The 24,826-nt window shown below is 75.2% G+C and carries 20 protein-coding genes and 1 tRNA gene; 15 read left to right on the top strand and 6 right to left on the bottom strand.

The annotated features are described in order from the left end of the window. Nucleotides 1-27 precede the first annotated feature (27 nt). Entirely contained in the window at nucleotides 28-2,595 is a 2,568-nt protein-coding gene (locus tag ACWFNE_RS18365; protein WP_452123860.1) for a penicillin acylase family protein, read from the top strand. A gap of 7 nt (nucleotides 2,596-2,602) precedes the next feature. Here the strand turns inward: ACWFNE_RS18365 and ACWFNE_RS18360 are convergent, their stop codons facing one another. Next, nucleotides 2,603-3,280 (bottom strand): 5-formyltetrahydrofolate cyclo-ligase, encoded by a 678-nt coding sequence (locus tag ACWFNE_RS18360; protein ID WP_452123859.1) that lies wholly within the window; start codon nucleotides 3,278-3,280, stop codon nucleotides 2,603-2,605. 166 nt (nucleotides 3,281-3,446) lie between these two features. Here ACWFNE_RS18360 and ACWFNE_RS18355 point away from each other — a divergent pair, with 166 nt between their 5' ends. The 4 genes from ACWFNE_RS18355 to ACWFNE_RS18340 all read left to right on the top strand — a co-directional run bounded on the left by ACWFNE_RS18355 (nucleotide 3,447) and on the right by ACWFNE_RS18340 (nucleotide 6,804). Next, nucleotides 3,447-4,685, top strand: a complete 1,239-nt coding sequence (locus ACWFNE_RS18355) for a molybdopterin molybdotransferase MoeA (protein WP_452123858.1) — start codon at nucleotides 3,447-3,449, stop codon at nucleotides 4,683-4,685. Beyond that, entirely contained in the window at nucleotides 4,685-5,278 is a 594-nt protein-coding gene (locus ACWFNE_RS18350; RefSeq protein WP_452123857.1) for a GNAT family N-acetyltransferase, read from the top strand. Before ACWFNE_RS18355 ends, ACWFNE_RS18350 begins: the two co-directional genes overlap by 1 nt. 151 nt (nucleotides 5,279-5,429) lie before the next feature. Continuing rightward, nucleotides 5,430-6,623, top strand: coding sequence for a hypothetical protein (locus ACWFNE_RS18345; RefSeq protein WP_452123856.1), 1,194 nt, complete (start codon nucleotides 5,430-5,432; stop codon nucleotides 6,621-6,623). A gap of 108 nt (nucleotides 6,624-6,731) precedes the next feature. After that, nucleotides 6,732-6,804, top strand: a tRNA-Ala gene (locus ACWFNE_RS18340). Between the two features lie 100 nt (nucleotides 6,805-6,904). Here the strand turns inward: ACWFNE_RS18340 and ACWFNE_RS18335 are convergent. After that, the gene (locus ACWFNE_RS18335; protein WP_452123855.1) at nucleotides 6,905-7,429 is read right to left on the bottom strand and encodes an allene oxide cyclase barrel-like domain-containing protein; all 525 of its coding nucleotides are present in this window, start codon (nucleotides 7,427-7,429) and stop codon (nucleotides 6,905-6,907) included. Between the two features lie 297 nt (nucleotides 7,430-7,726). On the opposite strand from ACWFNE_RS18335, the gene ACWFNE_RS18330 reads away from it, so the two are divergent. Then, a complete protein-coding gene (locus ACWFNE_RS18330) occupies nucleotides 7,727-8,755 on the top strand; it encodes a bile acid:sodium symporter family protein (RefSeq protein ID WP_452123854.1) in 1,029 nt (342 codons plus the stop codon). A gap of 12 nt (nucleotides 8,756-8,767) precedes the next feature. Here the strand turns inward: ACWFNE_RS18330 and ACWFNE_RS18325 are convergent, their stop codons facing one another. Both ACWFNE_RS18325 and ACWFNE_RS18320 read right to left on the bottom strand, forming a co-directional pair. Continuing rightward, a complete protein-coding gene (locus ACWFNE_RS18325) occupies nucleotides 8,768-9,889 on the bottom strand; it encodes a DUF4349 domain-containing protein (protein WP_452123853.1) in 1,122 nt (373 codons plus the stop codon). Nucleotides 9,890-10,026: 137 nt separating this feature from the next. After that, a complete protein-coding gene (locus tag ACWFNE_RS18320; RefSeq protein WP_452123852.1) occupies nucleotides 10,027-11,928 on the bottom strand; it encodes a phospholipid carrier-dependent glycosyltransferase in 1,902 nt (633 codons plus the stop codon). A gap of 225 nt (nucleotides 11,929-12,153) precedes the next feature. Between ACWFNE_RS18320 and rsmI the strand changes: the two genes are divergently transcribed. Together rsmI and ACWFNE_RS18310 are read left to right on the top strand one after the other, a co-directional pair. Next, entirely contained in the window at nucleotides 12,154-13,011 is an 858-nt protein-coding gene (gene rsmI / locus ACWFNE_RS18315) for a 16S rRNA (cytidine(1402)-2'-O)-methyltransferase (protein WP_452123851.1), read from the top strand. 178 nt (nucleotides 13,012-13,189) lie between these two features. After that, nucleotides 13,190-14,956, top strand: a complete 1,767-nt coding sequence (locus ACWFNE_RS18310; protein WP_452123850.1) for an ABC transporter ATP-binding protein — start codon at nucleotides 13,190-13,192, stop codon at nucleotides 14,954-14,956. A 4-nt stretch (nucleotides 14,957-14,960) separates the two neighbouring features. On the opposite strand, the gene ACWFNE_RS18305 is transcribed toward ACWFNE_RS18310, so the two are convergent. Further along, a complete protein-coding gene (locus tag ACWFNE_RS18305) occupies nucleotides 14,961-15,530 on the bottom strand; it encodes an isochorismatase family protein (RefSeq protein ID WP_452123911.1) in 570 nt (189 codons plus the stop codon). Nucleotides 15,531-15,745: 215 nt separating this feature from the next. Here ACWFNE_RS18305 and ACWFNE_RS18300 point away from each other — a divergent pair, with 215 nt between their 5' ends. Next, nucleotides 15,746-16,930 carry an aminotransferase class I/II-fold pyridoxal phosphate-dependent enzyme gene (locus ACWFNE_RS18300; protein ID WP_452123849.1) on the top strand — a complete coding sequence of 395 codons (1,185 nt, stop codon included), beginning with the start codon at nucleotides 15,746-15,748 and terminating at the stop codon, nucleotides 16,928-16,930. A gap of 219 nt (nucleotides 16,931-17,149) precedes the next feature. Continuing rightward, on the top strand, nucleotides 17,150-18,382 hold the full coding sequence (locus tag ACWFNE_RS18295; protein ID WP_452123848.1) for a PQQ-dependent sugar dehydrogenase: 1,233 nt from the start codon (nucleotides 17,150-17,152) through the stop codon (nucleotides 18,380-18,382). A gap of 51 nt (nucleotides 18,383-18,433) precedes the next feature. Here the strand turns inward: ACWFNE_RS18295 and ACWFNE_RS18290 are convergent, their stop codons facing one another. Then, nucleotides 18,434-19,066, bottom strand: a complete 633-nt coding sequence (locus ACWFNE_RS18290) for a TetR/AcrR family transcriptional regulator (protein ID WP_452123847.1) — start codon at nucleotides 19,064-19,066, stop codon at nucleotides 18,434-18,436. 63 nt (nucleotides 19,067-19,129) lie between these two features. Here ACWFNE_RS18290 and ACWFNE_RS18285 point away from each other — a divergent pair, with 63 nt between their 5' ends. The 5 genes from ACWFNE_RS18285 (at nucleotide 19,130) to ACWFNE_RS18265 (ending at nucleotide 24,612) form a co-directional block, all read left to right on the top strand. Next, a complete protein-coding gene (locus tag ACWFNE_RS18285; RefSeq protein ID WP_452123846.1) occupies nucleotides 19,130-20,032 on the top strand; it encodes an oxidoreductase in 903 nt (300 codons plus the stop codon). A gap of 4 nt (nucleotides 20,033-20,036) precedes the next feature. Continuing rightward, nucleotides 20,037-20,243, top strand: a complete 207-nt coding sequence (locus ACWFNE_RS18280) for a cellulose binding domain-containing protein (protein WP_452123845.1) — start codon at nucleotides 20,037-20,039, stop codon at nucleotides 20,241-20,243. A 131-nt stretch (nucleotides 20,244-20,374) separates the two neighbouring features. Next, on the top strand, nucleotides 20,375-22,003 hold the full coding sequence (gene metG, locus ACWFNE_RS18275) for a methionine--tRNA ligase (RefSeq protein ID WP_452123844.1): 1,629 nt from the start codon (nucleotides 20,375-20,377) through the stop codon (nucleotides 22,001-22,003). Further along, nucleotides 22,000-23,025, top strand: coding sequence for a TatD family hydrolase (locus ACWFNE_RS18270; RefSeq protein ID WP_452123843.1), 1,026 nt, complete (start codon nucleotides 22,000-22,002; stop codon nucleotides 23,023-23,025). Before metG ends, ACWFNE_RS18270 begins: the two co-directional genes overlap by 4 nt. A gap of 288 nt (nucleotides 23,026-23,313) precedes the next feature. Beyond that, nucleotides 23,314-24,612: an aggregation-promoting factor C-terminal-like domain-containing protein gene (locus ACWFNE_RS18265; RefSeq protein ID WP_452123842.1), complete on the top strand. Its 1,299-nt coding sequence runs from the start codon at nucleotides 23,314-23,316 to the stop codon at nucleotides 24,610-24,612. The last annotated feature ends 214 nt before the right edge of the window (nucleotides 24,613-24,826 follow it).

Genomic DNA, 24,826 nt, shown 5'->3' with positions numbered 1-24,826 from the left:
CTTCCCGGCACGCACTAGTCTCGCTGCGTGCCTCGTCGTCGTGCCGTCCGACTGTCCCTCGCCGCCGCGGCGGCGGTCCTCGTGCTCGCTCTCGCGGCGACCGCCGTCGGGACCGTCCTCGTCGTCCGCGAGCCGCTGCCGCAGGTCGCCGGACGCGTCGAGGTGCCGGGCCTCGGGTCGACCGTGACGGTGAGCCGCGACGAGCGCGGTGTGCCGTTCATCGAGGCGGACACGTCGGGCGACCTGTTCCGCGCGCAGGGCTACGTGCACGCCCAGGACCGCTTCTTCGAGATGGACTACCGCCGCCACGTGACGGCCGGGCGCCTGTCCGAGCTGGTCGGCGAGAACGAGGCCGCGCTGCAGGCCGACGCCGTGATCCGCACCCTCGGCTGGCGCCGCGTCGCCGAGCAGGAGTGGGAGCTGCTCCAGCCCGAGACCCGCGAGAACCTGCAGGCCTACGCCGACGGGGTGAACGCGTACCTCGACCAGCGGGACCGGTCGGCGCTCGCCGTCGAGTACAGCATCCTCGACGTGCGCCTCGACCTCGCGGACCCGGAGCCGTGGACACCCGTCGACTCCCTCGCGTGGCTCAAGGCCATGGCGTGGGACCTCAAGGCGAACTACTCCGACGAGCTCGCGCGCGGCATGGCGTTCGAGACGATCGGCGACGTCGCACGCGTGGACGAGCTGTTCCCGGCGTACCCGCAGGACGTGAACCTGCCGATCCTCCAGGCGTCGAGCGTGCAGCCGACCGCCGCCGCGGAGCAGGGCGGGTCCGTCGACCTCTCGTCGTCGCACCTCCAGGAGGCCCTCGCGTCGGCCGAGCGGGCGCTGTCGTCGGTCCCGCACCTCCTCGGCGAGGGCGACGGCATCGGCTCCAACTCGTGGGTCGTCTCGGGCACGCACACCGCGTCGGGGCTCCCGGTGCTCGCGAACGACCCGCACCTCGGCATCTCCTCCCCAGGGATCTGGACCCAGGTGGGCCTGCATTGCCGCGAGCGCTCAGCGGAGTGCCCGTACGACGTCTCGGGCTTCTCCTTCGCCGGGCTCCCGGGGGTCGTGATCGGGCACAACAGCGCGCTCGCGTGGGGGCTGACGAACCTGGGTGCGGACGTCACGGACTTCTTCCTCGAGCGCGTGTCGGACGGCACGGCGCTGCTCGACGGCGAGCGCGTCCCGCTGAGCACCCGTCGCGAGGTCATCAAGGTCAACGGCGGCGACGACGTCGAGCTGGAGATCCGGTCGACCCAGCACGGGCCGATCGTCTCCGACGTCCTCGAGATCGGGGCGCTCGACGACGTCCCCGTCCCCGAGGGCTCGCCGTACGGGCGGTACGAGGTCGCGCTCGGGTGGGCCGCACTGACCCCGGGCCGCACGGCGGACGCGATCTTCGCGCTCGGGCGCGCCGCGGACGCGGACGACGTCGCGGCGGCGGCCGCGCTGTTCGAGGTGCCGTCGCAGAACATCGTCTACGCGACGACGGACGGGCACATCGGCTACCAGGCGCCCGGCCGCATCCCGGTGCGCGCGGACGTCGCCGGCTCGGCGGTGCCGTCCGACGGCTCCTGGCCGCGGCCCGGCTGGGACAGCGCGTACGACTGGCAGGGCTGGGTCCCCGCCGAGCAGATGCCCGCGGTCCAGGACCCCGCGGAGGGCTTCGTCGTCGCGGCGAACCAGGCGGTCACCCCGGCCGGCGTCGGCCCCTACCTCACGTCCGACTGGGACTACGGCTTCCGTGCGCAGCGCATCCGCTCGGTCCTGGAGGAGCAGATCCGCTCGGGCGAGCAGATCGACGTCGCGTCGACCCGGTCGCTGCAGGCCGACGTCGACAACCCGTACGCGCGCGTCCTCCTCCCGGCGCTGCTCGCCGTCGACGTCCCGGACTCGTTCGACGACGACGGCCAGGAGCTGCTGCGCACGTGGGACCTGCGCTCCGACCCCGACTCCGCTGCGGCCGCGTACTTCGCGTCGGTGTGGTCGAACCTGCTGGAGCTCACGTTCTGGGACGACCTGCCCGAGGGCTACGAGCCGACGGGTGGCGCGCGCTGGCTCGAGGTGGTCCGCCGTCTCCTCGAGACGCCCGACGGGTCGTGGTGGGACGACCGGAGCACCGTCGGCGTCGTCGAGGGGCGCGACGAGATCCTGACCCGCGCGCTCGTCGCCGCACGCCGGGAGCTCACGGCCGACCTCGGCAAGGAGCCGTCCGACTGGCGCTGGGGCAAGATCCACACCGCAGCCCCGGAGCACGACGTGCTGGGTTCGCCCGCACTGCCCGCGCCCGTGCGCCGGCTGGTGAACCCGGCCCCGCGCGAGGTCGGCGGCGGGGCGTCGCTGGTCAACGCGACCGCGTGGGACGCCGGGAGCGGCTCGTTCCGGGTGACGGCGGCGCCGTCGATGCGCATGGTCGTCGACCTGGCTGCCCTCGACTCGTCGGCGTGGATCACGATGACGGGCGCCTCGGGGCACCCGGGCTCCGTGCACTACGCCGACCAGCTCACCCCGTGGGCGGAGGGTCGGCTGTTCCCGTGGCCGTTCAGCGCGGACGCGATCGACGCCGCCGCGGCGGACGTCCTCGAGCTCGAGCCGCCGGCCTGACCTCGCGTCAGTCGACGGGGCGCAGGGGTGCGGGCACGCCCGCGTCCTCGGTGCGCAGGCAGTGCCAGCCCTCCGGGGTCGCGACGGCGTCGACGGTGCGGTCGTGCGCCTCGCGGGGGAGCGGGCGCAGGTCGGCGTCATACAGCTCCTCCGGGAACACGAGCGCGACGACGCGGACGCCGGGGCGTGCGTGCAGCAGCGCGCGGTCGTACCAGCCGCCGCCTTGGCCGAGCCGGGTGCCGCGCGTGTCCACGGCGAGCGCGGGGGCGACCACGACCTCCGCGTCGGCGATCGCCGCGGCACCGAGCGTCGGGGTGCCCGGCTCGGGCGGTCGGCCGGGGGCGCGCTGGCGCAGGTCATCGGGGCCGGCGTACTCGGCCCAGTCGCGCTGCAGGCCCGTGCCGAGCACGGGGAGCAGCACCCGGACGCCGCGCGCGGCGAGACGCTCGAGCAGCGGGCCCGTGTCCGGCTCGCCGGGGCGGGAGGCGTAGACCGACACGCACGAGGCCTCGGCGATCTCCGGGACGGTCTCGACGACGTCGGCGAGCGCGAGGCCGGCCTCGGTTCGTCGTCGGGGGGAGCGGGTGGTGCGCGCCTGGCGGATCGAACGGCGCAGGGCGTCCTTCAGGTCCTCGATCTCCGTGCCGTCAGAGGCGTGCGGATAAGGCTGAGCAGCGCTGCGCATGGGGACCAGTATGGCCAACGTTTGCACTCCCTGGGGGGATCGTGCGGGTGGAGATCCTGTGACGTCGGCCTGAACTGTCGTCCGACACGGCGTGGACACGGTGACACCGCGTGACCCCGCGCGCCGCCGCGGCCCGGGTGGGGGTGGGGCACGGCACAATGCGGGCATGAGATCCGTCCAGGACCACCTGGCGGCGGTGCTCGCCGCCGTGGGCCCGGTCGCCCCGCTCGACGTCGTGCTCGCCGACGCGGTCGGCTGCATCCTCGCCGCCGACGTCGTCGCGTCCGTCGACGTCCCCGCCCTGCGGCTCGCGGAGCGTGACGGGTACGCCGTCGCCGCGCAGGACACCGTGCTCGCGCTCGACGCCGGGGGCGCGGTGCAGAGCATGCCCGTCGCGCACGACGTCCTCGCGGGCGCCACCGCGCCGCTGCGCCTCGCGCCCGGTCAGGCCGTCCGGGTCGCCTCCGGTGCGCCGCTGCCGACCGGCGCCGACACGGTCGTCCCCGTCGAGGAGACGGACCACGGCACGGCGCGCGTGTCGTTCCAGCGCATCGCGCGCGCCGGTCAGCACATCCGCGAGGTCGGCTCCGACGTGCGGTCCGGCGACGTCCTCATCGCGGCCGGCACGCGGCTCGGTGCCCGCCAGCTCGCGGTCGCCGCGGCGCTCGGCCGGGGCCGGCTGCGCGTGCACCCGACGCCGCGCGTCGTCGTCGTCTCGATCGGCGACGAGCTCGTGGAGCCCGGTTCGCCGCCGCGCGACGGGTCGGTCTACGAGGCGAACGGGCACTGGCTCGAGGCCGCGGTGCGCGACACCGGCGCGGCCGCACGCCGCGTCGGCATCATCGGCGACGAGCGGGTCGCGCTGCGCGAGGCGCTCGAGGACCAGCTCGTGCGCGCCGACCTCATGCTCACGACCGGCGGGCTCAGCGAGTACGCGCGCGACACCGTCAAGGACGTGCTCGCGCCGCTCGGCACGGTCCGCTTCGACAACGTCGCGATGACGCCCGGGCACCGGCACGGCTTCGGGACGGTCGGGGGCGGGCTCGGGGGTGACGGCGCCGTGCCGATCTTCGCGCTCCAGGGTCACCCCGTCGCGGCCCAGGTGTCGTTCGAGGTGTTCGTGCGCCCCGCGCTGCGCGCGATGGCCGGGCACCCCGAGCTGTTCCGCCCGTCGGTCACCGCGACCGCCACGACGGGCTGGACGTCGCCCGCCGGGATGCGCCAGTTCGTGCCGGCCGTCGTCGTCGGCTCGCCCGACGAGGGCTACCAGGTCTCTCCCGTCGGCGACCCCTCCGTGGGGTCCGTCGCGGGGCTCGCGCGGGCCAACGCGCTCGCGGTCGTCGGCGAGCAGGACCTCGCGGTCCGTCCCGGCCAGCGCGTGCACTGCCTGGTGCTGGAGGGCTGATGGCGGCACGGTGGCCCGTCGTCCTGGCCGACGGCGACGTGCGGTTGCGCCCGCTGCGGAGGCGCGACCAGGGCGCGTGGATGGCGCTGCGCACGGCGAACTCGACGTGGCTCGAGCCGTGGGACGCGACCTCGCCCGTCCCGGTGCCGGGGCCTCGGCCGACGTTCGGGGAGTTCGTGCGCGCGCTCAACCGGCAGGCGCGCACGGGCGCGGCGCTGCCGTTCGCGATCGACTACGGGGACCGGCTCGTCGGGCAGCTGACCGTCTCGAGCATCACGTACGGCTCGCTGTGCTCGGCGGCGATCGGGTACTGGGTGTCCCGCGACGTCGCCGGGCGCGGGATCATGCCGACGGCGGTCGCGCTCGCGACGGACCACTGCTTCGGGCCCGTCGGGCTGCACCGTGTCGAGGTCAACATCCGGCCGGAGAACGCGCCGTCGCTGCGCGTCGTCGAGAAGCTCGGGTTCCGTGACGAGGGGCTGCGCGAGCGCTACCTGCACATCGGCAGCGAGTGGTGCGACCACCGGACCTTCGCCCTCACGGTCGAGGACGTGCCCGACGGTCTGCTCGCCCGGTGGCGCGCGAGCCGCTGACGGGCGGCGCGAGCCGGGGCCGCCACGTGGCCCGCGGGTCCACACCTCGACGGCGCACTACGGGACAGAACCGACATCGGCGTGGAGGTCAAGGCCGACACGCCGCAGGCGCGTCCCGAGAGCCGGGCGCCGCTGCACCTACCGTCGTGACGTGAACTACCAACCCACCGGCGTGGTCGTCCTCGCGGTCGCCGCCCTGTGGATCGCGTACCTGGTGCCGCACAAGCTGCGGTACCGGCAACAGCTGCTCGAGTCGCGGGCGGACGACCGTTTCTCCGGGGCGCTGCGCGTGCTCGCCGTCACCGGCCCACGGGGCCGGGAAGCGCGGCGGGACGCGGAGGCGGCGGCCCGGGCGTCAGCGGGCGCCGACTGCGGCCCGACGACGGAGAAGCGAGTCGGGCTCCTCACCCCGGGGCGGGGTGTCCCGCTCCTGACAGCCGGCAGAACCGGAGGCACGGCCGTGGATCGACCGCACGGGACGCAGGACAGGATCAGCGCGGACGCCGCGAGGCGGGCCGCTCAGCGTCGTGCCGCGCACGCGGCCGCCGTCGCCCGCCGGGGTGCTGCCGCGCGCCGGCGCGCCGTGCTGGCCCTCGCGCTGCTCGTCGCGACCGTCGCCGGGTGGACCGTCGTCGGGCTCAGCACGGTGACCGTCGTCGCGGGTGTCGTCCCGTCGGTGCTGCTTGGCGGGGTGCTCGTGCTCGGGCGGCGTGCCGTGCTCGCCGGGCGCGCGGCCGACGCCGAGTGGGAGCAGCGACGCCACGAGGCGCCGCCCGCGACCGGCTCGGTGCCGCTCGTGCGGAACCCACCGGCTGCTGCGCCGGCGCGTGGCGCGGCCGGCTCCGCGAGCGCGGGCGCGGGCGTCAAGGGGCGTGCGGTGCACCCGTCCGAGGCGCACACCGAGGTGTTCGCGCGCATCGTCGACAAGGTCGAGGGCACGACGGCGGCACGTGCGCCGATGTCCTCCGCGGGCCGCCCGGCGACGGGTGCGATCCCGGTGGTCATGAAGGCCGAGACCGGCGCCGAGCCGGCCGTCTCCGGGGCTGCGGCGGCGTCCGCCGAGCAGGCCGACGGAGAGCCGTGGTCGCCGGTGCCCGTGCCGCGCCCGACGTACACGACCAAGGCCGCGGCCCCGCGCCGCGAACCCGCACCGCTCGGGGACGTCGAGGGCTCGACGGCTGCGGCCGCCGACTCCGCCGGTCAGGGTCGCGTCGAGGTCCCCGCCGCCGACTCCCGCCCGGCCGTGCGTGGGGACGAGCGTGCGCCGCTCGAGCCGCCCGCCGCGACGACCGGGTCGATGAACCTCGACGAGATCCTCGCGCGCCGACGGGCCGCGGGGGAGTGAGCGTGGGGCCCGCCGTTCGGGTCTGGCCGGTGGTCGGTCCAGGGGCGGCGCGCCAGGGGCTCGATTTCACGTCCGGGGCTGTCCTGGGCTAAGGTTGAGCCCGCTCGAGGGGCTGTGGCGCAGTTGGTAGCGCGTCTCGTTCGCAATGAGAAGGTCAGGGGTTCGAATCCCCTCAGCTCCACCCCACGATCGGCCCCCGGTGCCCTGAGCGCCGGGGGCCTTTCTCGTTCCGGGCCCTCGCTGAGCCCGTGCGACCGTCCGCGACAGGCCGTCGACCCGCGTCAGCGCCGGGCGAGCGTGATGACCAGCCGACCGGTGTTCTCCGCGTTGCCGAGCTCCGTCAGCACGAGCTCGCCGCTCGCGCCGACGTACCTGCCCGTCCCGCCGACGACGGCGAGCGTCTTCACCGGCGCGTTCGACGCGCGGCCCTGTGCGCTGATCTGCCCGTCGGGCAGCTCGTACGTGACCTGGCACGCGAGGGCGAGCGGCGGGTCGGCGGGGACGATGGCGGTGACCGTGCACGTCCCGCCGCCTGCGCCGACCTCCCGGCCGCCGCGCAGCAGGGTGTCCTCGAACACGATCTGGTCGCCGCGGCTGGGGCTGAGGTCCGGGTCGGTGATCGACGTGACCTCGCGGACGCCGTCCGGGCCGAAGTCGAGCAGGAAGAAGCCGGAGAACTGCACGTCGAACGTGAGGGCGCGGTCGCGGTCCCGCCCTCGGTCGATCGTGTCGCCGCCGAGGGACGCGCCCGTGAGCACGAGAGCTCCGAGCGCGGTGGCGACGGCTGCGGCGAGTGGCTTGCGCATGGCGGCTCCTGACGACGGGCGGGCGTGCGGCCGACGGAACTGCGGCCACGTTCGACGCTCTGCGCGTGGTCCGAGGCGGTCAAGGCTCGCGACGGCGCCCCGCCCTCACGTGCACCGCTGGCGGCACCCGCGACCTGAGGACGAGACCGGGGGCGGTGCACACCCGGGGTCGAGGGCGCAGCCGCCGGCTGGTCACGGGCGAGGAGGTCCGAGACACCGGCCCGGCCGTCCGGGGGGACGCGGCTGCCCGCGGAGTTCGGTTCCGGGGCGGAAACCTCACGATGGCATGATGACGCGATGCCCGGCAGCCCCTCCGAGTCCCCCGGCGGCGCGCGCCGCACCTGGTCCGCCGTGAAGGCGTGGATCGACCCGCTCGTCGTGATGATCGTCGCGGTGCTCGTGCTCGGGCTCGTGCTCCCGGCCAGCGGGGTCGCCGCCGACGTGCTCGGCACCGTCAAGACCGCCGCGATCGTCGTCCTGTTCTTCCTCTACGGCGCCCGGATGGCGACGCGCGAGGTGTGGGACGGGCTGCGCGCCTGGAAGCTGCAGGGCTCGATGCTCGCCGCGACCTACGTGCTGTTCCCGGTGCTCGGGCTCGCGATCCAGCTGCTGCCCGACGCGGTCCTGGCGCCCGAGCTCAAGACCGGGCTGCTGTTCCTCTCGGTGCTGCCGTCGACGATCCAGTCGTCGGTGGTGTTCACGTCGATCGCGCGCGGCAACGTCGCGGGGGCGATCTGCGGGGCGACGGTCTCGAACGTGCTCGGGATCGTGCTGACGCCGCTGTTCGTCGCGGTGCTGCTCAGCCGGACCGGCGGCTCCCTCGGCGGGTCGGCCGCCGCGACGCTGCTCCAGCTGCTCGTCCCGTTCGTCGCCGGGCAGCTCGTGCAGCCCTGGATCGGGCCCTGGGTGCGCGCGCACCGGCCACTGACCCTCGTGACCGACCGGGCGGCGATCCTGCTGGTCGCGTACGCGTCGGTCAGCGAGGCGCAGGTCTCGGGGGCGTGGGACGAGATCACGTGGGTGTCGCTCGTCGTGCTGCTCGTCGTGTGCGCGGTGCTGCTCGCCGCCATGCTGGCGACGACCTGGAGCGCCGGTCGGTGGCTCGGGCTGAACCGGCCCGACCGGATCGCGCTGCTCATGTGCGGGTCGAAGAAGAGCCTCGCGACCGGGCTGCCCATGGCGTCGGTGCTGTTCAGCCCGGTCGTCGCGGCGAGCGTCGCGCTGCCGGTCATCGTGTTCCACCAGCTGCAGCTCGCGACGTGCGCGGTCCTCGCGCGGCGGCTCGCGAGCACCGACCCGGACGCGGTCCCGGCGCGCACGGCCTGACGCGCCGGAGGGTCAGCGCTCCTGGACCGGGTTGGGCGCCGCCTCGGGCGCCGGCTGGTCCGCGGGCCGCTCGGGCGACGCCTCGGGCTGCGCGACCGGCGCAGCGCCGTGCGGACCCGGCTGCGGCGCGTGGCCGCCGTACGCGGGCGGACCGCTCTGCGGCGGGGCGGCCGGCGCACCCACCCACGGGCCCGGCGGGTAGGGCTGCGGCGCCCGGGCCGGCCGGTGCGCGCGGACCCACCGCCGCAAATGGACGACGCCGAACGCCACGAGCCCGCCGAGCACGAGCCACGGCAGCAGCACCCCGAGCACGAGGACGAGGGTGCCGAGCATCGCGACGAGCGCGTCCCAGCCGACCGCGAGCCCCCCGAGGAAGCCCTCGGGCGCCGGCTCCTCCTCGACGACCACCGGCTCGTCGGACGGCTCGGTGATCGACACGCGCAGCGTCGAGAGCGCGACCTGCTCGGCGAGCCGGGCGCGCTGCGCCTGCAGCGTCTCGAGGTTCGTCTGCCGCTCGGACAGCGCGACCTCGGCGGTGATGAGGTCCTCGCTCGTCGTGGCCTTGCTCAGCAGGTCCTCCATGCGCGCCACCGAGACCTGCAGGGAGCGGATCCGGGCGTCGAGGTCGGTGCTGCGCGCCGTCACGTCCTCCGCGGAGAGGTTGACCGACTCGACGGTGCCGATCTCCTCGAGCGCGTCGAGCGTCGGGGTCAGGTCGTCCGACGGCACCCGCACCAGCAGCTCCGCGCCGGCCTCCTGACCGGAGGTCGCGGCCCGCTCGTAGCGCTCGTCGACGCGCCCGTCAGCCGCCTCGACGAGCCGCACGACCTCGTCCGCGGCGTCGCGCGGCTCCTCGGACGTCAGGAGCACCTCGCCGCTCGTGACGACCTGCCGCCCGCCCGCGTCGGACTCCTCGGCCGCGCCCTCGGCGCCCTCCGCGCCGGCCTCACCGCCGACGGAGCCCTGGGCGGCGTCGGCGGCCTGCGGGGCGTCCTGCAGCGACGCTCCCGCGTCCGACGCGGCCTCCGAGCCGCCCGAGTCACCCGCGGAGCAGCCCGCGAGCACCCCGACGATCAGCAGCGGCACGGCGGCCAGCACAGCGGTCCTGCGTCCTCGCACCCGGAGTCGTCCCATGCGGCGACCGTAGGGGTGGGCACCCGCCGGCCGGGCCGTCGTGGCCCGATCGTGACGGTTCCGTCATCCGATCGCTGCACAGGGGCCGCCGTGCGGGGCCAGGAGCGTGCGCGCGGACCTGCGCCTCGGGTGCGGGCCTAGACCCAGGTGTCGAGCCACATGTGCGCGTGCCAGAAGGAGTAGGGGATGACCCACGCGGTCCAGATCGGGTAGAAGAACGCGCTCACCGCGACGATCACCACCACGAACGCCGACACCCCGGCGATGGCGCGCCGCCGGTGCACGGGGTCGCCGTCGCGCTCGCCGATCAGCAGCCCGAGCACGTAGACGAGCGTCAGCACGACCCACGGCGTGAACGCGATCGAGTAGAACGCGAAGATCGTGCGGTGCGTGTAGGCGAACCACGGCAGCCAGCCCGCGGCGATCCCCGAGAGCACGGCGCCGGCGCGCCAGTCCCGCTGCCACACGAGCCAGCCGAGCGCGACGAGGATGGCGGCGGCCGCGGACCACCAGATCAGCGGGTTGCCGAGCGAGGTGATCGCCTGCGCGCACGCGTCGGCGCCGCACGCCTCGCGTGCCTGGTCGGGCGGCAGCGTCGAGACCTCGGCCGGGTAGAAGTACGACGTCGGGCGCCACTGCACGATCCAGCCCAGGGGGTGCGCGGCGTAGGAGTGCTCGGCGCTGAGCGACGTGTGGAACGCCCACATGTCGGTGTGGTACTTCCACAGCGAGCGCAGCCCCTCGGGCAGCCACTGCACGCCCTGCCCCGGGTTCTGCTCCGCCCACAGGCGTCCGTAGGCGTCGGGGGAGCGGAACCACGACCACCACGTGCCGACGTAGGTGAGCACCGCGATGGTCACCATCGCGACCCCGGCGAGCACGGCGTCCTTCACGAACGCCGCGAGCGGCCACGCGCGGACCCCGACGGCGCGGCGGGCCGTCGCGTCCCACAGCACGCTCATCAGCCCGAACACCGCGAGGAAGTACACCCCCGACCACTTGGTCCCGGCGCACAGCCCGAGGAGCACGGCCGCGGCGAGCCGCCACCACCGCACGCCCATCCAGGGCCCCCAGCCCAGCGCGGCACCCGAGTCCAGGACCGCCGCCGTGCGCGCCGCGAGCCGGCGCCGCGCCTGCTCGCGGTCGATCAGCAGCGCGCCGAACGCCGCGAGCGCGAAGAACATGACGAATCCGTCGAGCAGCCCGATGCGCGAGTGCACGATCGCCATGCCGTCGACCGCGAGCAGCAGCCCCGCGAGCGTGCCGAGTGCGGTCGACGCGAACAGCCGCCGCCCGATCCGCGCGACCATGAGCACGCTGAGGATCCCGGCGATCGCGGCGCCGAGGCGCCACGCCGCCGGGTTGTCGACGCCGCCGCCGAGCTGCAGCCCGAGCGCGAGCATCCACTTGCCGACCTGGGGGTGCACGACGTACTCCGCGGCGACCTGCAGCGCACCGGGGTCGCCCGCGGCGAACCGCTGGTTCGCGTCCTCGCCGAGCCACTGCGCCTCGTAGCCGCGCTCGAGCATCGAGTAGGCCTGCTTGACGTAGTACGTCTCGTCGAACACGAGGGTGCGCGGGCGGCCGAGGTCCCACAGGCGCACGAACGCGGCGAGCGCGGTCACGGCGAGCGGCCACAGCCAGCCCAGCAGGCGCGCGCGGGGGGTGGCGTCGAGCTCGAGCGTCGCGGTGCCGAGCAGGCGGCGGAGCAGGCGGGTCTCGGTCGCGACGATGGGCTCGGCATCGGACGCGTCGGACGCGTCGGCCGTGCCGGACCCGTCGGCGGCGTCCGTGCCGTCGACCCGCTCGGTGCAGTCGGCCTCCGCGTCACCGTCCGCGCCGACCTTCGCGGTCGTCACGGCGGGGAACCGGCGGCGGTCGTCGGGTCCGCCGGTCCGGTCCGCCGGTGCGGGCCCTCCCTCGGCCGTGCCCGCCCCGCGGTGGTCCGGGGGCTGCTCCCCGGGCGCGCGGGGACCTGCCGGGTCGGTGGACGTCGAGGCGCCCGTGGGCGCGGCGTCGTCGTCGAAGGTGCGCGGCACCCGGTCATCGTAGGGGGAGCGCTCCCGCGAGCGCCCCCTCCGGACCGGGGCCGTTCCGGTCCGTGGGCACCGGACAGCCTTCTCCCCGACCGGGCGTCGGAGGTGGCACACGTGGTCCGCAGGGCCGTGGCCCGGCGCCGGTCGCCGGGCGTCGGAGGGCACGGGTCGGCGGCCCGGCCGCCGCCGGTGGCCGGGCACCGCCGCACCGGGTGGCAGGCTTGCGGAGTGAGCGCACCCAGCACCCCGGCCGGCCGGCTCGTCCTCGCGGCGACCCCGATCGGCGACGTCGAGGACGCCTCGCCGCGCCTGCGCCGGCTGCTCGAGGAGTCCGACGTCGTCGCCGCGGAGGACACGCGCCGGCTGCGGGCCCTCGCCGCACGCATGGGCGTCACGGTCGGCGGGCGGGTCGTCAGCTACCAGGAGCACAACGAGGCGGCCCGGGCGCGCGAGCTGCTCGACGTCGTCGCGCAGGGCGGCACCGTGGTCGTCGTGACCGACGCCGGCATGCCGTCGGTCTCCGACCCGGGGTTCCGCGTGGTCGCCGCGGCGGTCGAGGCGGGGCTGCCGGTGACCGCGGCGCCCGGTCCGAGCGCGGTGCTGACGGCGCTCGCGCTCTCCGGGCTGCCGACCGACCGCTTCTGCTTCGAGGGGTTCCCGCCCCGCAGGGCGGGGGAGCGGGCCCGGGCGCTCGCAGGCCTCGCGACCGAGCGGCGCACGATGGTCTTCTTCGAGGCGCCGCACCGGCTCGCCGAGACGCTCGCGGCGATGGTCGAGGCGTTCGGCGGCGACCGGCCCGCGGCGGTGTGCCGGGAGCTGACCAAGACGTACGAGGAGGTCCGCCGCGGTCCGGTCGCCGAGCTCGCGGCGTGGGCGGCCGACGGCGAGGTGCGCGGCGAGATCGCGGTCGTCGTCGCGGGGGTCGCCGGGCCGGCGGCGACGTCGATGGCGGACCTCGTCGTCGAGGTGCTCGCGCGCGCCGACGGCGGCGAGCGGCTCAAGGACGCCGTCGCCGAGGTGGCCGTCGCGGGGCAGGTCGCGAAGCGGGACCTGTACGCGGCGGCGCTGGCGGCGCGCTCGCGCTGAGCCGGCGCCGGCGCCGGCCGCACTCGTCCGTGCCGGTGCGCGCACGCCCTGACCCACGCCCGCCCCGGCGCGCCGCCGGCCGCACACCGGCCCGCCCCGCAGTCGCCGGTCCGGACCCGACCGCCACGGCCCGCCGGATCACCCGGTGCCCTCGCTGTCGAATCGTTACGATGCTGCGGTGACCGGCGAGCTGCTCGAGGACCGCTACCAGGGCGGCCGACCCCTGCGCACGCTCGCCTACCTGTTCACGGGTCAGCGGCGGCGGCTCCTCGTCGCGGCCGTCGCCTTCGCGTTCAAGCACTCGCCGGTGTGGATCATGCCGGTGCTGACCGCCGAGGTCATCGACATCGTCGTCGACCACCGGCCGCTGCGGGACCTGTGGTGGGCCGCCGCGCTCATGGCGCTGTTCATCGGCCAGAACTACCCGCTGAGCGTGCTGTTCATCCGCCAGCTGTCCCTCTCGGTGCGGACCGTCGAGACGAACCTGCGCATGGCGCTGTGCCGCCGCCTGCAGGAGCTGTCGATCGGCTACCACCGCCGGATCAGCGCCGGCGTGCTGCAGGCGAAGATCGTGCGCGACGTCGAGAACGTCGTCGAGAGCACCCGCCAGACGTTCGACTCCGGCATGGCAGCGGTCACGACCCTCGCCGGCGCGATCGTCATCACCGCGGTGCGCGTCCCCGAGTTCCTGCCCGTGTTCGCGGTCGCGGTGCCCGCGTCGGCCCTGCTCGTCGTCGCGATGCGCCGGCGCATGACCGCGCGCAACGCCGCGTTCCGCGCGCAGGTCGAGCAGATGTCGGCCCGGGTCAGCGAGATGACGCACCTCATCCCCATCACGCGGGCCCACGCGCTCGAGAACGACGAGCTCGACCGCATGGACCGCTCGCTCGTGGGCGTCCGGGAGGCCGGGATCCGGCTCGACGTCGTCAACGGCAAGTTCGGCGCGCTCGCGTGGATCACGTTCCAGCTGCTCAGCGTCGCGTGCCTGGTCGGCGCCGCGTGGGTCGCGTGGACGGGGGTGTTCGACGTGAGCCCGGGGGACGTCGTGATGCTCTCGAGCTACTTCATGGCGCTCACCGGCTCGGTGACCGCGCTGCTCAGCCTCGCGCCCGTCGTGACCAAGGGCCTCGAGTCGGTCCGGTCGATGGGCGAGGTCCTGACCGAGCCCGACCTCGAGCGCAACGCCGGCAAGGCCGGGGTGACCGACGTCGCGGGCGCGGTCCGCTTCGAGGACGTGCGGTTCGCGTACGACGACGCGCCGGACGAGCACGCGGTCGACGGGCTGACGCTCGACGTCCGCGCGGGCGAGACGGTCGCGCTCGTCGGGCCGTCGGGCTCGGGCAAGTCGACGGTGCTCAACATGGTCATCGGGTTCCTCGCCCCGACGCGGGGGCGCATCCTGCTCGACGGCCGTGACATGGCGGAGCTCGACCTGCGCACCTACCGCCGGTTCCTGGCCGTCGTGCCGCAGGAGTCGCTGCTGTTCGAGGGCAGCGTGCGCGCCAACGTCACGTACGGCAGCCCCGAGCTGTCCGACGACGCGGTCCGCGCGGCCCTCCGGGACGCCAACGCGCTCGAGTTCGTCGAGGCGATGGGCGGGCTCGACGCCGTGATCGGCGAGCGCGGCGCGCGCCTCTCGGGCGGTCAGCGCCAGCGCCTCGCGATCGCCCGTGCGCTCGTGCGGGACCCGCGGGTGCTCGTGCTCGACGAGGCGACGTCGGCGCTCGACACCGCGTCGGAGCGCCTCGTCCAGGAGGCCCTCGCGCGCCTGATGAAGGGCCGCACGACGTTCGTCGTCGCGCACCGGCTCACGACGATCCGGGGCGCCGACCGGATCGCGGTGATGCGCGACGGGCGGCTCGTGGAGATCGGCGCGCACGAGGAGCTCGTCGCGCGCGGCGGTGCGTACGCGCAGCTGCACGCGATGGGGCCGCTCGCGGGCTGAGCGCCTACGCGTCGTACGACGCGACGAGCTCGACCCCGGCCGCAGCCAGCTCGGCGCGCGCCTGCGCACCGAGCTCGGGGGTCACGGGCACGGTGAGGTCGGTCAGGACCCGGGTGCGCAGCCCCAGCGCGTGGGCGTCGAGCGCGGTCGCGCGCACGCAGTGCGACTCGGCGATCCCGACCACGTCGACGTCGGTCACGCCACCCTCGCGCAGCAGGTCCGCGAGCGGGCGCCCGTCGGCGTCGACCCCCTCGAAGCCCGAGTACGCCGCCGCGTACGCGCCCTTCCGGACGCTGAGGTCGGGCAGCATCGCGGCGAGCGCGGGGTGGATCGCCGCCTCGGGCGTGTCCGCGACGCCGTGCGGCGGCCAGGTGTCGACGAAGTCGGGGGTGTCGCTGAAGTGCGCGCCCGGGTCGACGTGCCAGTCCTGGGTCGTGACCACGAGCGGGTACCGGTCCCGGTGCACGTCCACGTAGCGTGCGATCGCCGTGGCGACGCCGTTGCCGCCCTCGACCGGGAGGGAGCCGCCCTCGCAGAACGTCGGCTGGACGTCGACGACGAGGAGCGCGCGCACGGGCCCGGCGCCGGGAGCCGCCGCCCGGGGCGCGGCCTCGGGCGCCGTCGGGTCGGTGCCCTCGGCGGGGGTGGAGGTGCCGGTCGGCGTCGGCTGTGCCTGCGGGTTCTGCTGCGTCACGGTGCTCCTCCAGGTCGTGCGGACGGCCATGCGTCCCGAGTCTCGCAGCGTGGCGGACCGGGTGCGCCCCCGCACGCGGGCACTAGCGTCGGTCCATGGAGTTCCGCCGCATCCCGGGCCTGCCGCCCTACGTGTTCACGATCATCGACTCGCTCAAGCTCGAGGCCCGCCGAGCCGGCCACGACGTGATCGACCTCGGCTTCGGCAACCCCGACCTGCCGAGCCCGCAGGTCGCGGTCGACAAGCTCGCGGAGGCCGCCCAGAACACGCGCAACCACCGGTACTCCGCGTCACGCGGCATCCCCAAGCTCCGGCAGGCCGTCGCCGACCTGTACCAGCGCCGCTTCGGGGTGAGCCTCGACCCGGACACCGAGATCATCTCGACGATCGGCGCGAAGGAGGGCTTCAGCCACCTCATGTGGGTGCTGCTGCAGCCGGGCGACGCCGCGATCGTCCCGACGCCGAGCTACCCCATCCACATCTGGGGCCCGTACTTCGCCGGTGCCGACGCGCGGCAGGTCCCGATCGGCGACGGCGACGACGGCGCCGGGTACATCGACCGCGTCATGGAGGCGTGGGAGCTCGGCTGGCCCAAGCCGCGCGTCGTCGTGCTCTCGTTCCCGCACAACCCCACGACCACGACCGTGGACCTGCCCGACCTGCAGCGGCTCGTCGACTGGGCGCGCGAGCGTGACGTGGTGCTCGTGCACGACCTCGCCTACGCCGACATGTGCTTCGACGGGTGGACGCCGCCGTCGATCCTGCAGTGCGAGGGCGCCAAGGAGGTCGCCGTCGAGCTGTACTCGATGACGAAGTCGTTCTCCATGGCGGGCTGGCGCGTCGCGTTCCTCGTCGGGCGCCCGGACGTCGTGGGGGCGCTCGCGAAGCTCAAGAGCTACCTCGACTACGGCACGTTCCAGCCGATCCAGATCGCCGCGACCGTCACGCTCAACGAGGCCGCCGACTACCCGACCGAGCTCAACACCGTCTACGAGTCGCGGCGCAACGCGCTCTTCGACGGCCTGACCCGCATCGGCTGGGACATCCTCAAGCCGCGCGGCACGATGTTCGCGTGGGCGCGGATCCCCGAGCAGTACGCCGAGATGGGGTCGATCGAGTTCGCGCAGCACCTCGTGCGCGAGTGCGACGTCGCGGTCTCGCCGGGCGTCGGCTTCGGTCCCGGGGGTGACCGGCACGTGCGGTTCGCGCTCATCGAGAACGAGCAGCGGATCGCGCAGGCCGTGCGCGGGCTGCGGCGCGGGCTGACGCGGCTGGGGTGACGTGGCGCGCGGGATGGCGCCGAGTGCGGGCACACGCTGGGCGTGGGCTGACGCTGGGTGCGGGCTGACGCTGGGTGCGGGCTGACGCGGCCTGGGGTGACGTGGCGCGCGGGATGGCGCTACGCGCGAGCCGAGGTCCCGGCGCCCGACGCGGCTCCGGCGGCCCGGCGTCGCTGCGGTCGAGAGGCGCCCCTGCCCGCGAGCCGCGAGGCTGGCCGCATGGTCGAGCGGGCGCGGTGGAGCGGTCGAGGCGTGGACGGGACGGTCGCGCTCGCGGTGGCGCTGCTGCTGCTCGCGGGGTGCACCACGTCCGGCGCGGGCAGCGGGGCGGCGACGCCGGGGCTGAGCCCGGGGTCGTCGACACCGCCCGCGACCGGGTCCACCGCCACCGGTGCCCCGCTCGTCGAGGTCCCGACGGTCGAGGTCACCGCGGTCGACGAGGTCGCGACCGGGCTCGACGTCCCGTGGGGTCTGGACTTCCTGCCCGACGGCCGTGCGCTCGTGACGCTCCGCGACGCGGGACGGCTCGTCGTCGTCGACCCGGCGGGCGAGGTGACGGACGTCGTCGGGCCGGGGGCGGATGCGATCGCGGCGGCGACCGACGCCCAGGGTGAGGGCGGGCTGCTCGGCGTCGCGGTCCTGCCGGTCGAGGGGGCGCCCGGTGGGTCGGCCGCCGCGCCGGACCCCGGGGCAGGCGCGACGGTCGCCGTCTACCTGACGTCCCGGCGCGACAACCGGGTGCTCACCGCGGAGCTCGACGGCACGACGCTCGGCGAGGTCACCGAGGTCCTGACCGGCATCCCGAAGGGCCAGAACCACAACGGGGGTCGCCTGGAGGTCGGTCCCGACGGCTTCCTGTACGTGACGACGGGCGACACCTACGACACGTCGCTCGCGCAGGACCGCGACAGCCTCGGCGGCAAGGTCCTGCGGGTCACGGCCGAGGGCGAGCCGGCGCCGGGCAACCCGTTCCCGGGCTCGCCGGTGTGGACGCTCGGGCACCGGAACGTGCAGGGCGTCGCCTGGGCGGCGGACGGCCGGATGTTCGCCTCCGAGTTCGGCCAGGAGACGTGGGACGAGCTCAACGTGCTGACGCCCGGCAGCAGCTACGGCTGGCCCGTCGTCGAGGGGGCCGTCGGCGAGGACGAGGGCTTCGTCGCGCCGGTCGCGACGTGGGCGACGTCCGACGCGTCGCCGAGCGGGCTCGCGGTGACCGGCGAGGGCGTCTACCTCGCGGGCCTGCGCGGCGAGCGGCTGTGGCGCGTGCCGCTGCGGTCCGACGGCGTGGGGGAGCCGCAGGCGCTCCTCGACGGCGAGCACGGTCGCCTGCGCGCGGTCGAGGTGGCCCCGGACGGCTCGCTGTGGGTCGTCACGGGCAACACCGACGGCCGTGGGCGGGTGCGCGACGGCGACGACCGGATCCTGCGGGTCACCGTCGCGCCTGTCCCGTGACCCCGGCGGGCACCTCGAACGCAGGGCCGAGCTGCCCGCGCGTCCGGACCTTCAGCCGGGGTCGCTCGCGTGCCCGGCCGCCGGGCTCGGCCGAGCGCCGCCCAGCAGCTGCTCGACCGCCGTCTCCACGAGCCCGTCGAGCAGCTCGGGCCGCACGAGGCTGCCGTTGATCATCGACGCGATGCCCTGGAGCGTCGCGAACACGACGAGGCCCGTGCGCTCGGGGTCGCCGGCGGGGAGCGCACCGAGCTCCTGACCCTCCACGACCAGCCCGTGCATGAGGGTGAACGGGGCCGACGCGGCCTCGAGGATCCGCTCCGCGCCGGCCCGGTGCTTGCTCGTGTACATGAGCTCGAGCAGCGCGGCGTTCTCGGTCGCGAAGCGCACGTAGGCCGTCATGGCGGCGCGCAGGCGCCCGGGGAAGTCGGCACCGGCGTCGGCGAGCGCGCCGCGCAGCGCGGTGTCGAGCCGCGCGAACCCGGCCTCGGCGAGCGCGTCGAGCAGGGCCTGGCGGTTCGCGAAGTGCCGGCGCGGGGCGGCGTGGCTGACGCCGATCTCCCGCGCCAGGTCGCGCAGCGTCACCTGGTCGGGGCTGGTCTCGCGGAGGCGCTGCTCCGCCGCGTCGAGCAGGGCGGCGCGGAGGTTGCCGTGGTGGTAGCGGCGCTCGTCGGTCGTCTCGGGCACGCCGTCAGCCTACCGTCGATGTTGCCGTTGACGACATTGTCGCCGCTGCCTACTATGTTGCGCATGACAACATTCTCCGCGGCGGACGTCCCCGCCATGACCGGGCGCACCGTCGTCGTCACGGGTGCCAACAGCGGGATCGGCCGGGTCACGGCGCAGGTGCTCGCCGAGCGCGGCGCGCGCGTCGTCCTCGCGGTGCGCGACGTCGAGAAGGGCCGCGACGCGGCTGCGGAGATGGGCGGCGACGTCGAGGTGCGCCGGCTCGACCTCGCCGACCTCGCCTCGGTGCGCGCGTTCGCGGACGAGCTCACCGGGGACGTCGACGTCCTCGTCAACAACGCCGGCGTCATGATCCCGCCGCTCACGCGCACCGCCGACGGGTTCGAGCTGCAGCTCGGGACCAACCACCTGGGCCACTTCGCGCTCACGAACCTGCTCCTGCCGCGCGTCCGCGGGCGCGTCGTGACCGTCTCCTCCAACGGCCACCGGGTCGGGTCGATCGACTTCGGCGACCTCCAGTGGGAGCGCAAGGCGTACCAGCCGATGGCCGCGTACGCGCAGTCGAAGCTCGCGAACCTCCTGTTCACCACCGAGCTGCAGCGCCGGCTCGACGTGGCCGGCTCCCCGGTGATCGCGACCGCCGCGCACCCCGGCCTCGCCGCGACGAACCTCCTGCGGCCCGAGGGCCGGAGCCGTGCGCGCCACGCCGTCGAGCGCGCCCTCAGCGGGCTGATATCGCAGAGCGAGGAGCAGGGCGCACTGCCCACGCTCTTCGCCGCGGTCGCCGACGTCCCCGGCGACTCCTACGCCGGGCCGGGCGGCCTCCTCGAGAGCCGCGGCGCGCCGACGCTCGTCGGCCGGTCCGCGAAGGCCCGGGACCGCGCGCTCGCACGACGTCTGTGGGACGTCTCCGAGGAGCTCACGGGCGTCACGTTCCCGCGCGCGGCACTCGACCCTGCCGCCTGACGGCGTGCCGGACGGGCCTCGCCCTGCACCCGTGCGGAGGTCGGGCCCGCGTCGCCGAGCAGCAGCCGGGCTCACGCAGAGCGGCTCGAGCGAGACGGTGCGCAACGAGTCGTACAACGGCGCGCTCGCGGCCGACGCCTCGACGACGTTCGGCTTCCAGGTCAGCGGCGCGGCCCCGGGGACGCCCGCGCTCACGTGCACGCCGTCCTGACCCCGACACACCGGCGCCCCGTCGCGGCCACCACGGTCACGGCGGGGCGTCGGTGCGGTCCAAGGTGTCGCGACGGTCCACCCGCGGGCAATGACGAGGACCCGGCGCACGCCCCCGCCTACGATGTCGCCATGCCCGAGTCCCGCTCGTCCTTCTACCTGACCACGCCGATCTACTACGTCAACGACGCACCCCACATCGGGCACGCGTACACGACGGTCGCGGCCGACGTCCTCACCCGCTGGCACCGCCAGCGCCAGGAGCGGGTCTGGTTCCTCACGGGGACCGACGAGCACGGGCAGAAGGTCATGCGCACCGCCGAGGCGAACGGCGTGAGCCCGCAGGAGTGGGCCGACCGGCTCGTCGAGAGCCAGTGGCAGCCCGTGCTGCAGACGCTCGACGTCGTCAACGACGACTTCATCCGCACCACGCAGGAGCGCCACACGACGCGTGTGCAGTCGTTCATCCAGGACCTGCACGACAAGGGCGAGATCTACGCGGGCTCCTACGAGGGCCCGTACTGCGTCGGCTGCGAGGAGTACAAGCTCCCCGGCGAGCTGCTCGACGGCACCGGGGAGTACGAGGGTCAGAAGGTCTGCCCGATCCACGGCAAGCCGGTCGAGATGCTCTCCGAGCAGAACTACTTCTTCCGCATGAGCGCGTACACGGAGCGCCTGCTCGAGTTCTACGAGGCGAACCCGACGTTCGTGCAGCCCGCGAGCGCGCGCAACGAGGTCCTCGCGTTCGTGCGGCAGGGCCTGCAGGACCTGTCGATCTCCCGGAACACGTTCGACTGGGGCATCCCGATCCCGTGGGACACGAGCCACGTGCTGTACGTGTGGTTCGACGCGCTGCTCAACTACGCGACGGCCGTCGGCCTCGGGTCCGACGACCCGGAGGAGAAGGCGCGGTTCGAGCGGGTGTGGCCCGCGGACGTGCACCTCGTGGGCAAGGACATCCTGCGGTTCCACGCCGTGATCTGGCCCGCGATGCTGATGGCCGCAGGCCTCCCGCTGCCCGGGCAGGTCTTCGCGCACGGGTGGCTGCTCGTCGGCGGCGAGAAGATGAGCAAGTCGAAGCTCACGGGCATCGCCCCGAGCCAGATCATCGACACCTTCGGCTCCGACGCGTTCCGCTACTACTTCCTGCGCGCCATCGCGTTCGGGCAGGACGGCTCGTTCTCGTGGGAGGACCTGCACGCCCGGTACACCTCCGAGCTCGCGAACGGCTTCGGGAACCTGGCCTCGCGCGTCACGGCGATGATCGCGAAGAACTTCGGCGGCTCGCTGCCGGAGCCGGGGCCGCTCACGCCCGCCGAGGAGGCGCTCGCCGAGGTCGCCGCGCGTGCGGTCGCCGACGCCGAGTCCGCGATCGACCGGCTCGCGCTGCACGAGGCCATCGGGGCGGTGTGGACCCTGGTCGACGCGACGAACCTCTACCTGACCGAGCAGGAGCCGTGGAAGGTCGCCAAGGCGCCCGGCGAGGTCGGCGAGGACGGGCTCGGCGTCCCCGGCGGGCGGCTCGCGACGATCCTCGTGACCGCCGCGGAGGCCCTGCGCTCGCTCGCGGTGCTGCTGCACCCGGTGACCCCGCGCGCCGCGCAGTCGCTGTGGTCCGCTCTCGGCGCCGAGGCGGCGCTCGGTGCGCTCGGCGCGCAGCCCGTCGCGGACGCGGGCCGCTTCGGTGTGCTCCCTGCCGGCACCACCGTGACCAAGGGCGCGTCGCTGTTCCCGCGGATCGAGGAGCCGGCCGACCAGTGAGCCGGTCGCGCAGCCGCGAGCGCGGCTGGCCGGCCGACCCCGAGCCGCTGCCGTCCCCGGTCTGGGACAACCACACGCACCTCGAGAGCGTGCTCGCGTTCGACGTGCCCGACGACGCGGTGGGCGCGGACGGTGCAGCGGCGGCGCACGACGCGGCGTCGTCCGGCGAGCGGCCCGACGGTGACGCCGGCTCCGGCGGTGCTGCCGCGCGGCGCACGCTCGACGACCATCTGAGCCGGGCGGCGGCGGTCGGCGTCACGACGCTCGTCCAGGTCGGCTGCGACGTCGACGCGATCGCGTGGACCGACACGCTCCTGCGTGAGCACCCCGAGGGCCTCGCCGGCGTCCGGCTGCTCGGCGCCGTCGCGATCCACCCGAACGAGGCGGTGCTCCACGCACGGGTGCTCGAGGTCGCGCCCGACGGTCTCGAGCCCGCCCTCGACCCGCGCCACGAGCTCGACCTCGACGCGGCGGTCGCCCGCGTCGCCGAGGTGGCGCGCACCAACCCGCGGGTGCGGGCGGTCGGGGAGACCGGGCTCGACCACTTCCGCGCGGGCCCGCGCGGCCGGGAGGTGCAGGTCGAGGCGTTCCGCGCGCACGTCGCGCTCGCGAAGGAGCTGGGCCTCGCCCTGCAGATCCACGACCGCGACGCGCACGCCGAGGTGATCGAGGTCCTGGAGCGCGACGGTGCGCCGGAACGCACCGTGTTCCACTGCTTCTCGGGCGACGCGGCGATGGCGCGGCTCTGCGCGGGCCGCGGCTGGTACCTCTCGTTCGCGGGCCCGGTGACGTTCGGGGCCAACGACGACCTGCGGGCGGCGCTGCGCGCGGTCCCGCTCGACCGGGTGCTCGTCGAGACCGACGCCCCGTACCTCACCGCGCACCCGTTGCGGGGGCGGCCGAACGCGCCGTACCTGCTCGGCCTCACCGTGCGCCGGGTCGCCGCCGAGCGCGGCGTCGGGCTCGACGCGCTGTGCCGCACGCTGAGCGCGACCTCCGAGGCGGTGTACGGCCCGGCCTGACGCCGCCCGGACGCGACCACGCCGGCCGACGGCGCAACCGCGCCGCCCCGCCGGCACGACCGTGCCGCCCCGCCGGCACGACCGCGCCGCCCTGCCGGCACGACCGGGCCGCACCGGACGTGCCCCCGGCGGGTGAGACGTCCCGGCGAACCCGGACAAGCGTCCGGCTCCGGCTACCCGCCGGGGTCACGGATCGGTTACGGTCGGACGTGCCGCGCGCGGACCGTGCCCCCGGGGGTCACGGGTCACCGCAGGCGCAGCACCCACCGGAGGACCGAGAGGACGCCCGTGCCCGAGCCCGACGCGTTGCCGATGACGCGGCGCGAGCGTGCGGCGCTCGAGCGGGCGCAGGCGCGCACCGCGCTCCCCGGCCTGGCCCGACGCGCGGCCGGCGGTGCCCAGCGCCCGGCCTCGGCCCCGGCGCCCCGGACGGTCTCCCGCCCGGTCCGCCTCGCCGCGCAGGGCGTCGTGCTCGCGCTCGTCGCGGGCGGCACGAGCGCGTTCGCGGTGCTGCACAAGTCGGTCACGGTCGACGTCGACGGCGCGCCCGTCGAGGTCACGGCGTTCGGCCGCACCGTCGCCGACGTGCTCGCGGGTGCGGAGATCGAGGTGGGCGAGGGGGACCTCGTCGCACCGGCGCTCGACGAGCACATCACGAGCGGGTCCCAGGTCGTCGTGCGCCACGGGCGAGAGCTCCAGGTCGAGGTCGACGGCGCGCAGCAGACCGTGTGGACCACGGCGCTCACCGTCGGGGAGGCCGTCGAGGGCCTCGGCCTGCGCGGCGGCGACACGCTGCTGTCGGCCTCGCGGTCCTCGTCGCTCGGGCGCGACGTGCTGCGCGTCTCGACCGAGAAGACGCTCCACCTCGTGGTCGACGGGCAGGTCATCGACGGTGTGAGCAGCGCCCCGACGGTCCGCGAGGCGCTCCGGGAGATCGGCCTCGTGCTCGAGGAGGGCGACCACGTGTCCGTCCCGCTCGATGCGACGGCGGTCGACGGCCTCGTCGTGCTCGTCACGCGCGCGAGCCAGGGCGACCAGACGGTCACCGAGGTCGTGCCGTTCCAGACCGTCGAGGTCGAGGACCCCGAGCTCGTCAAGGGCAACAAGGTCGTCGAGACCAAGGGCCGGGCGGGTCAGCGGCAGACGACGTACTCCACGTCGCTCGTGGGCGGCGCGGTCGTCGAGCGGACCGTCCTCGCGTCGGCGGTCACCGTCGCGCCCGTCGACCAGGTGATCCGGGTCGGCACCGCCGAGCTCCCGGACCCCACGACGGTCGCGGTCGAGCCGGGGACGGCGCAGGCGATGGGCAAGGAGATGGCCGCCGCCCGCGGGTTCGGGGACGACCAGTTCGCGTGCCTGCTCGCGCTCTGGAAGAAGGAGAGCGGCTGGCGCGTCGACGCCGAGAACAAGTCGTCCGGCGCGTACGGCATCCCGCAGTCGCTGCCGGGCAGCAAGATGGCGACGGTCGCGGACGACTGGCGCACGAACCCGGCGACCCAGATCACGTGGGGACTGAACTACATCGAGGGCCGCTACGGCGACCCGTGCGGGGCCTGGGCGCACTCGCAGGCCAAGGGCTGGTACTGACCCGACCGGTCTCACGTGACGGTCTGTGACGTGACGGTGACGGCGCCGGGTCGGCAGCCGCCGGCTCGGGCGCCCCGCCGCCGCCGGCACTCCCGCGCTGCCGCTGCACGCGTCGGACGAGCGGGCGGGGACACGTCGCTGGCGGGAGCCGGCGGGGCCCCACACGGCCGTCTGCTATGTCCTGCTCTGCCCCGGTCTGGACCTGCGTCTCGGG

The organism is Cellulomonas sp. NPDC055163 (assembly GCF_053607065.1).
This window is presented reverse-complemented; position numbering and strand designations above follow the sequence as displayed.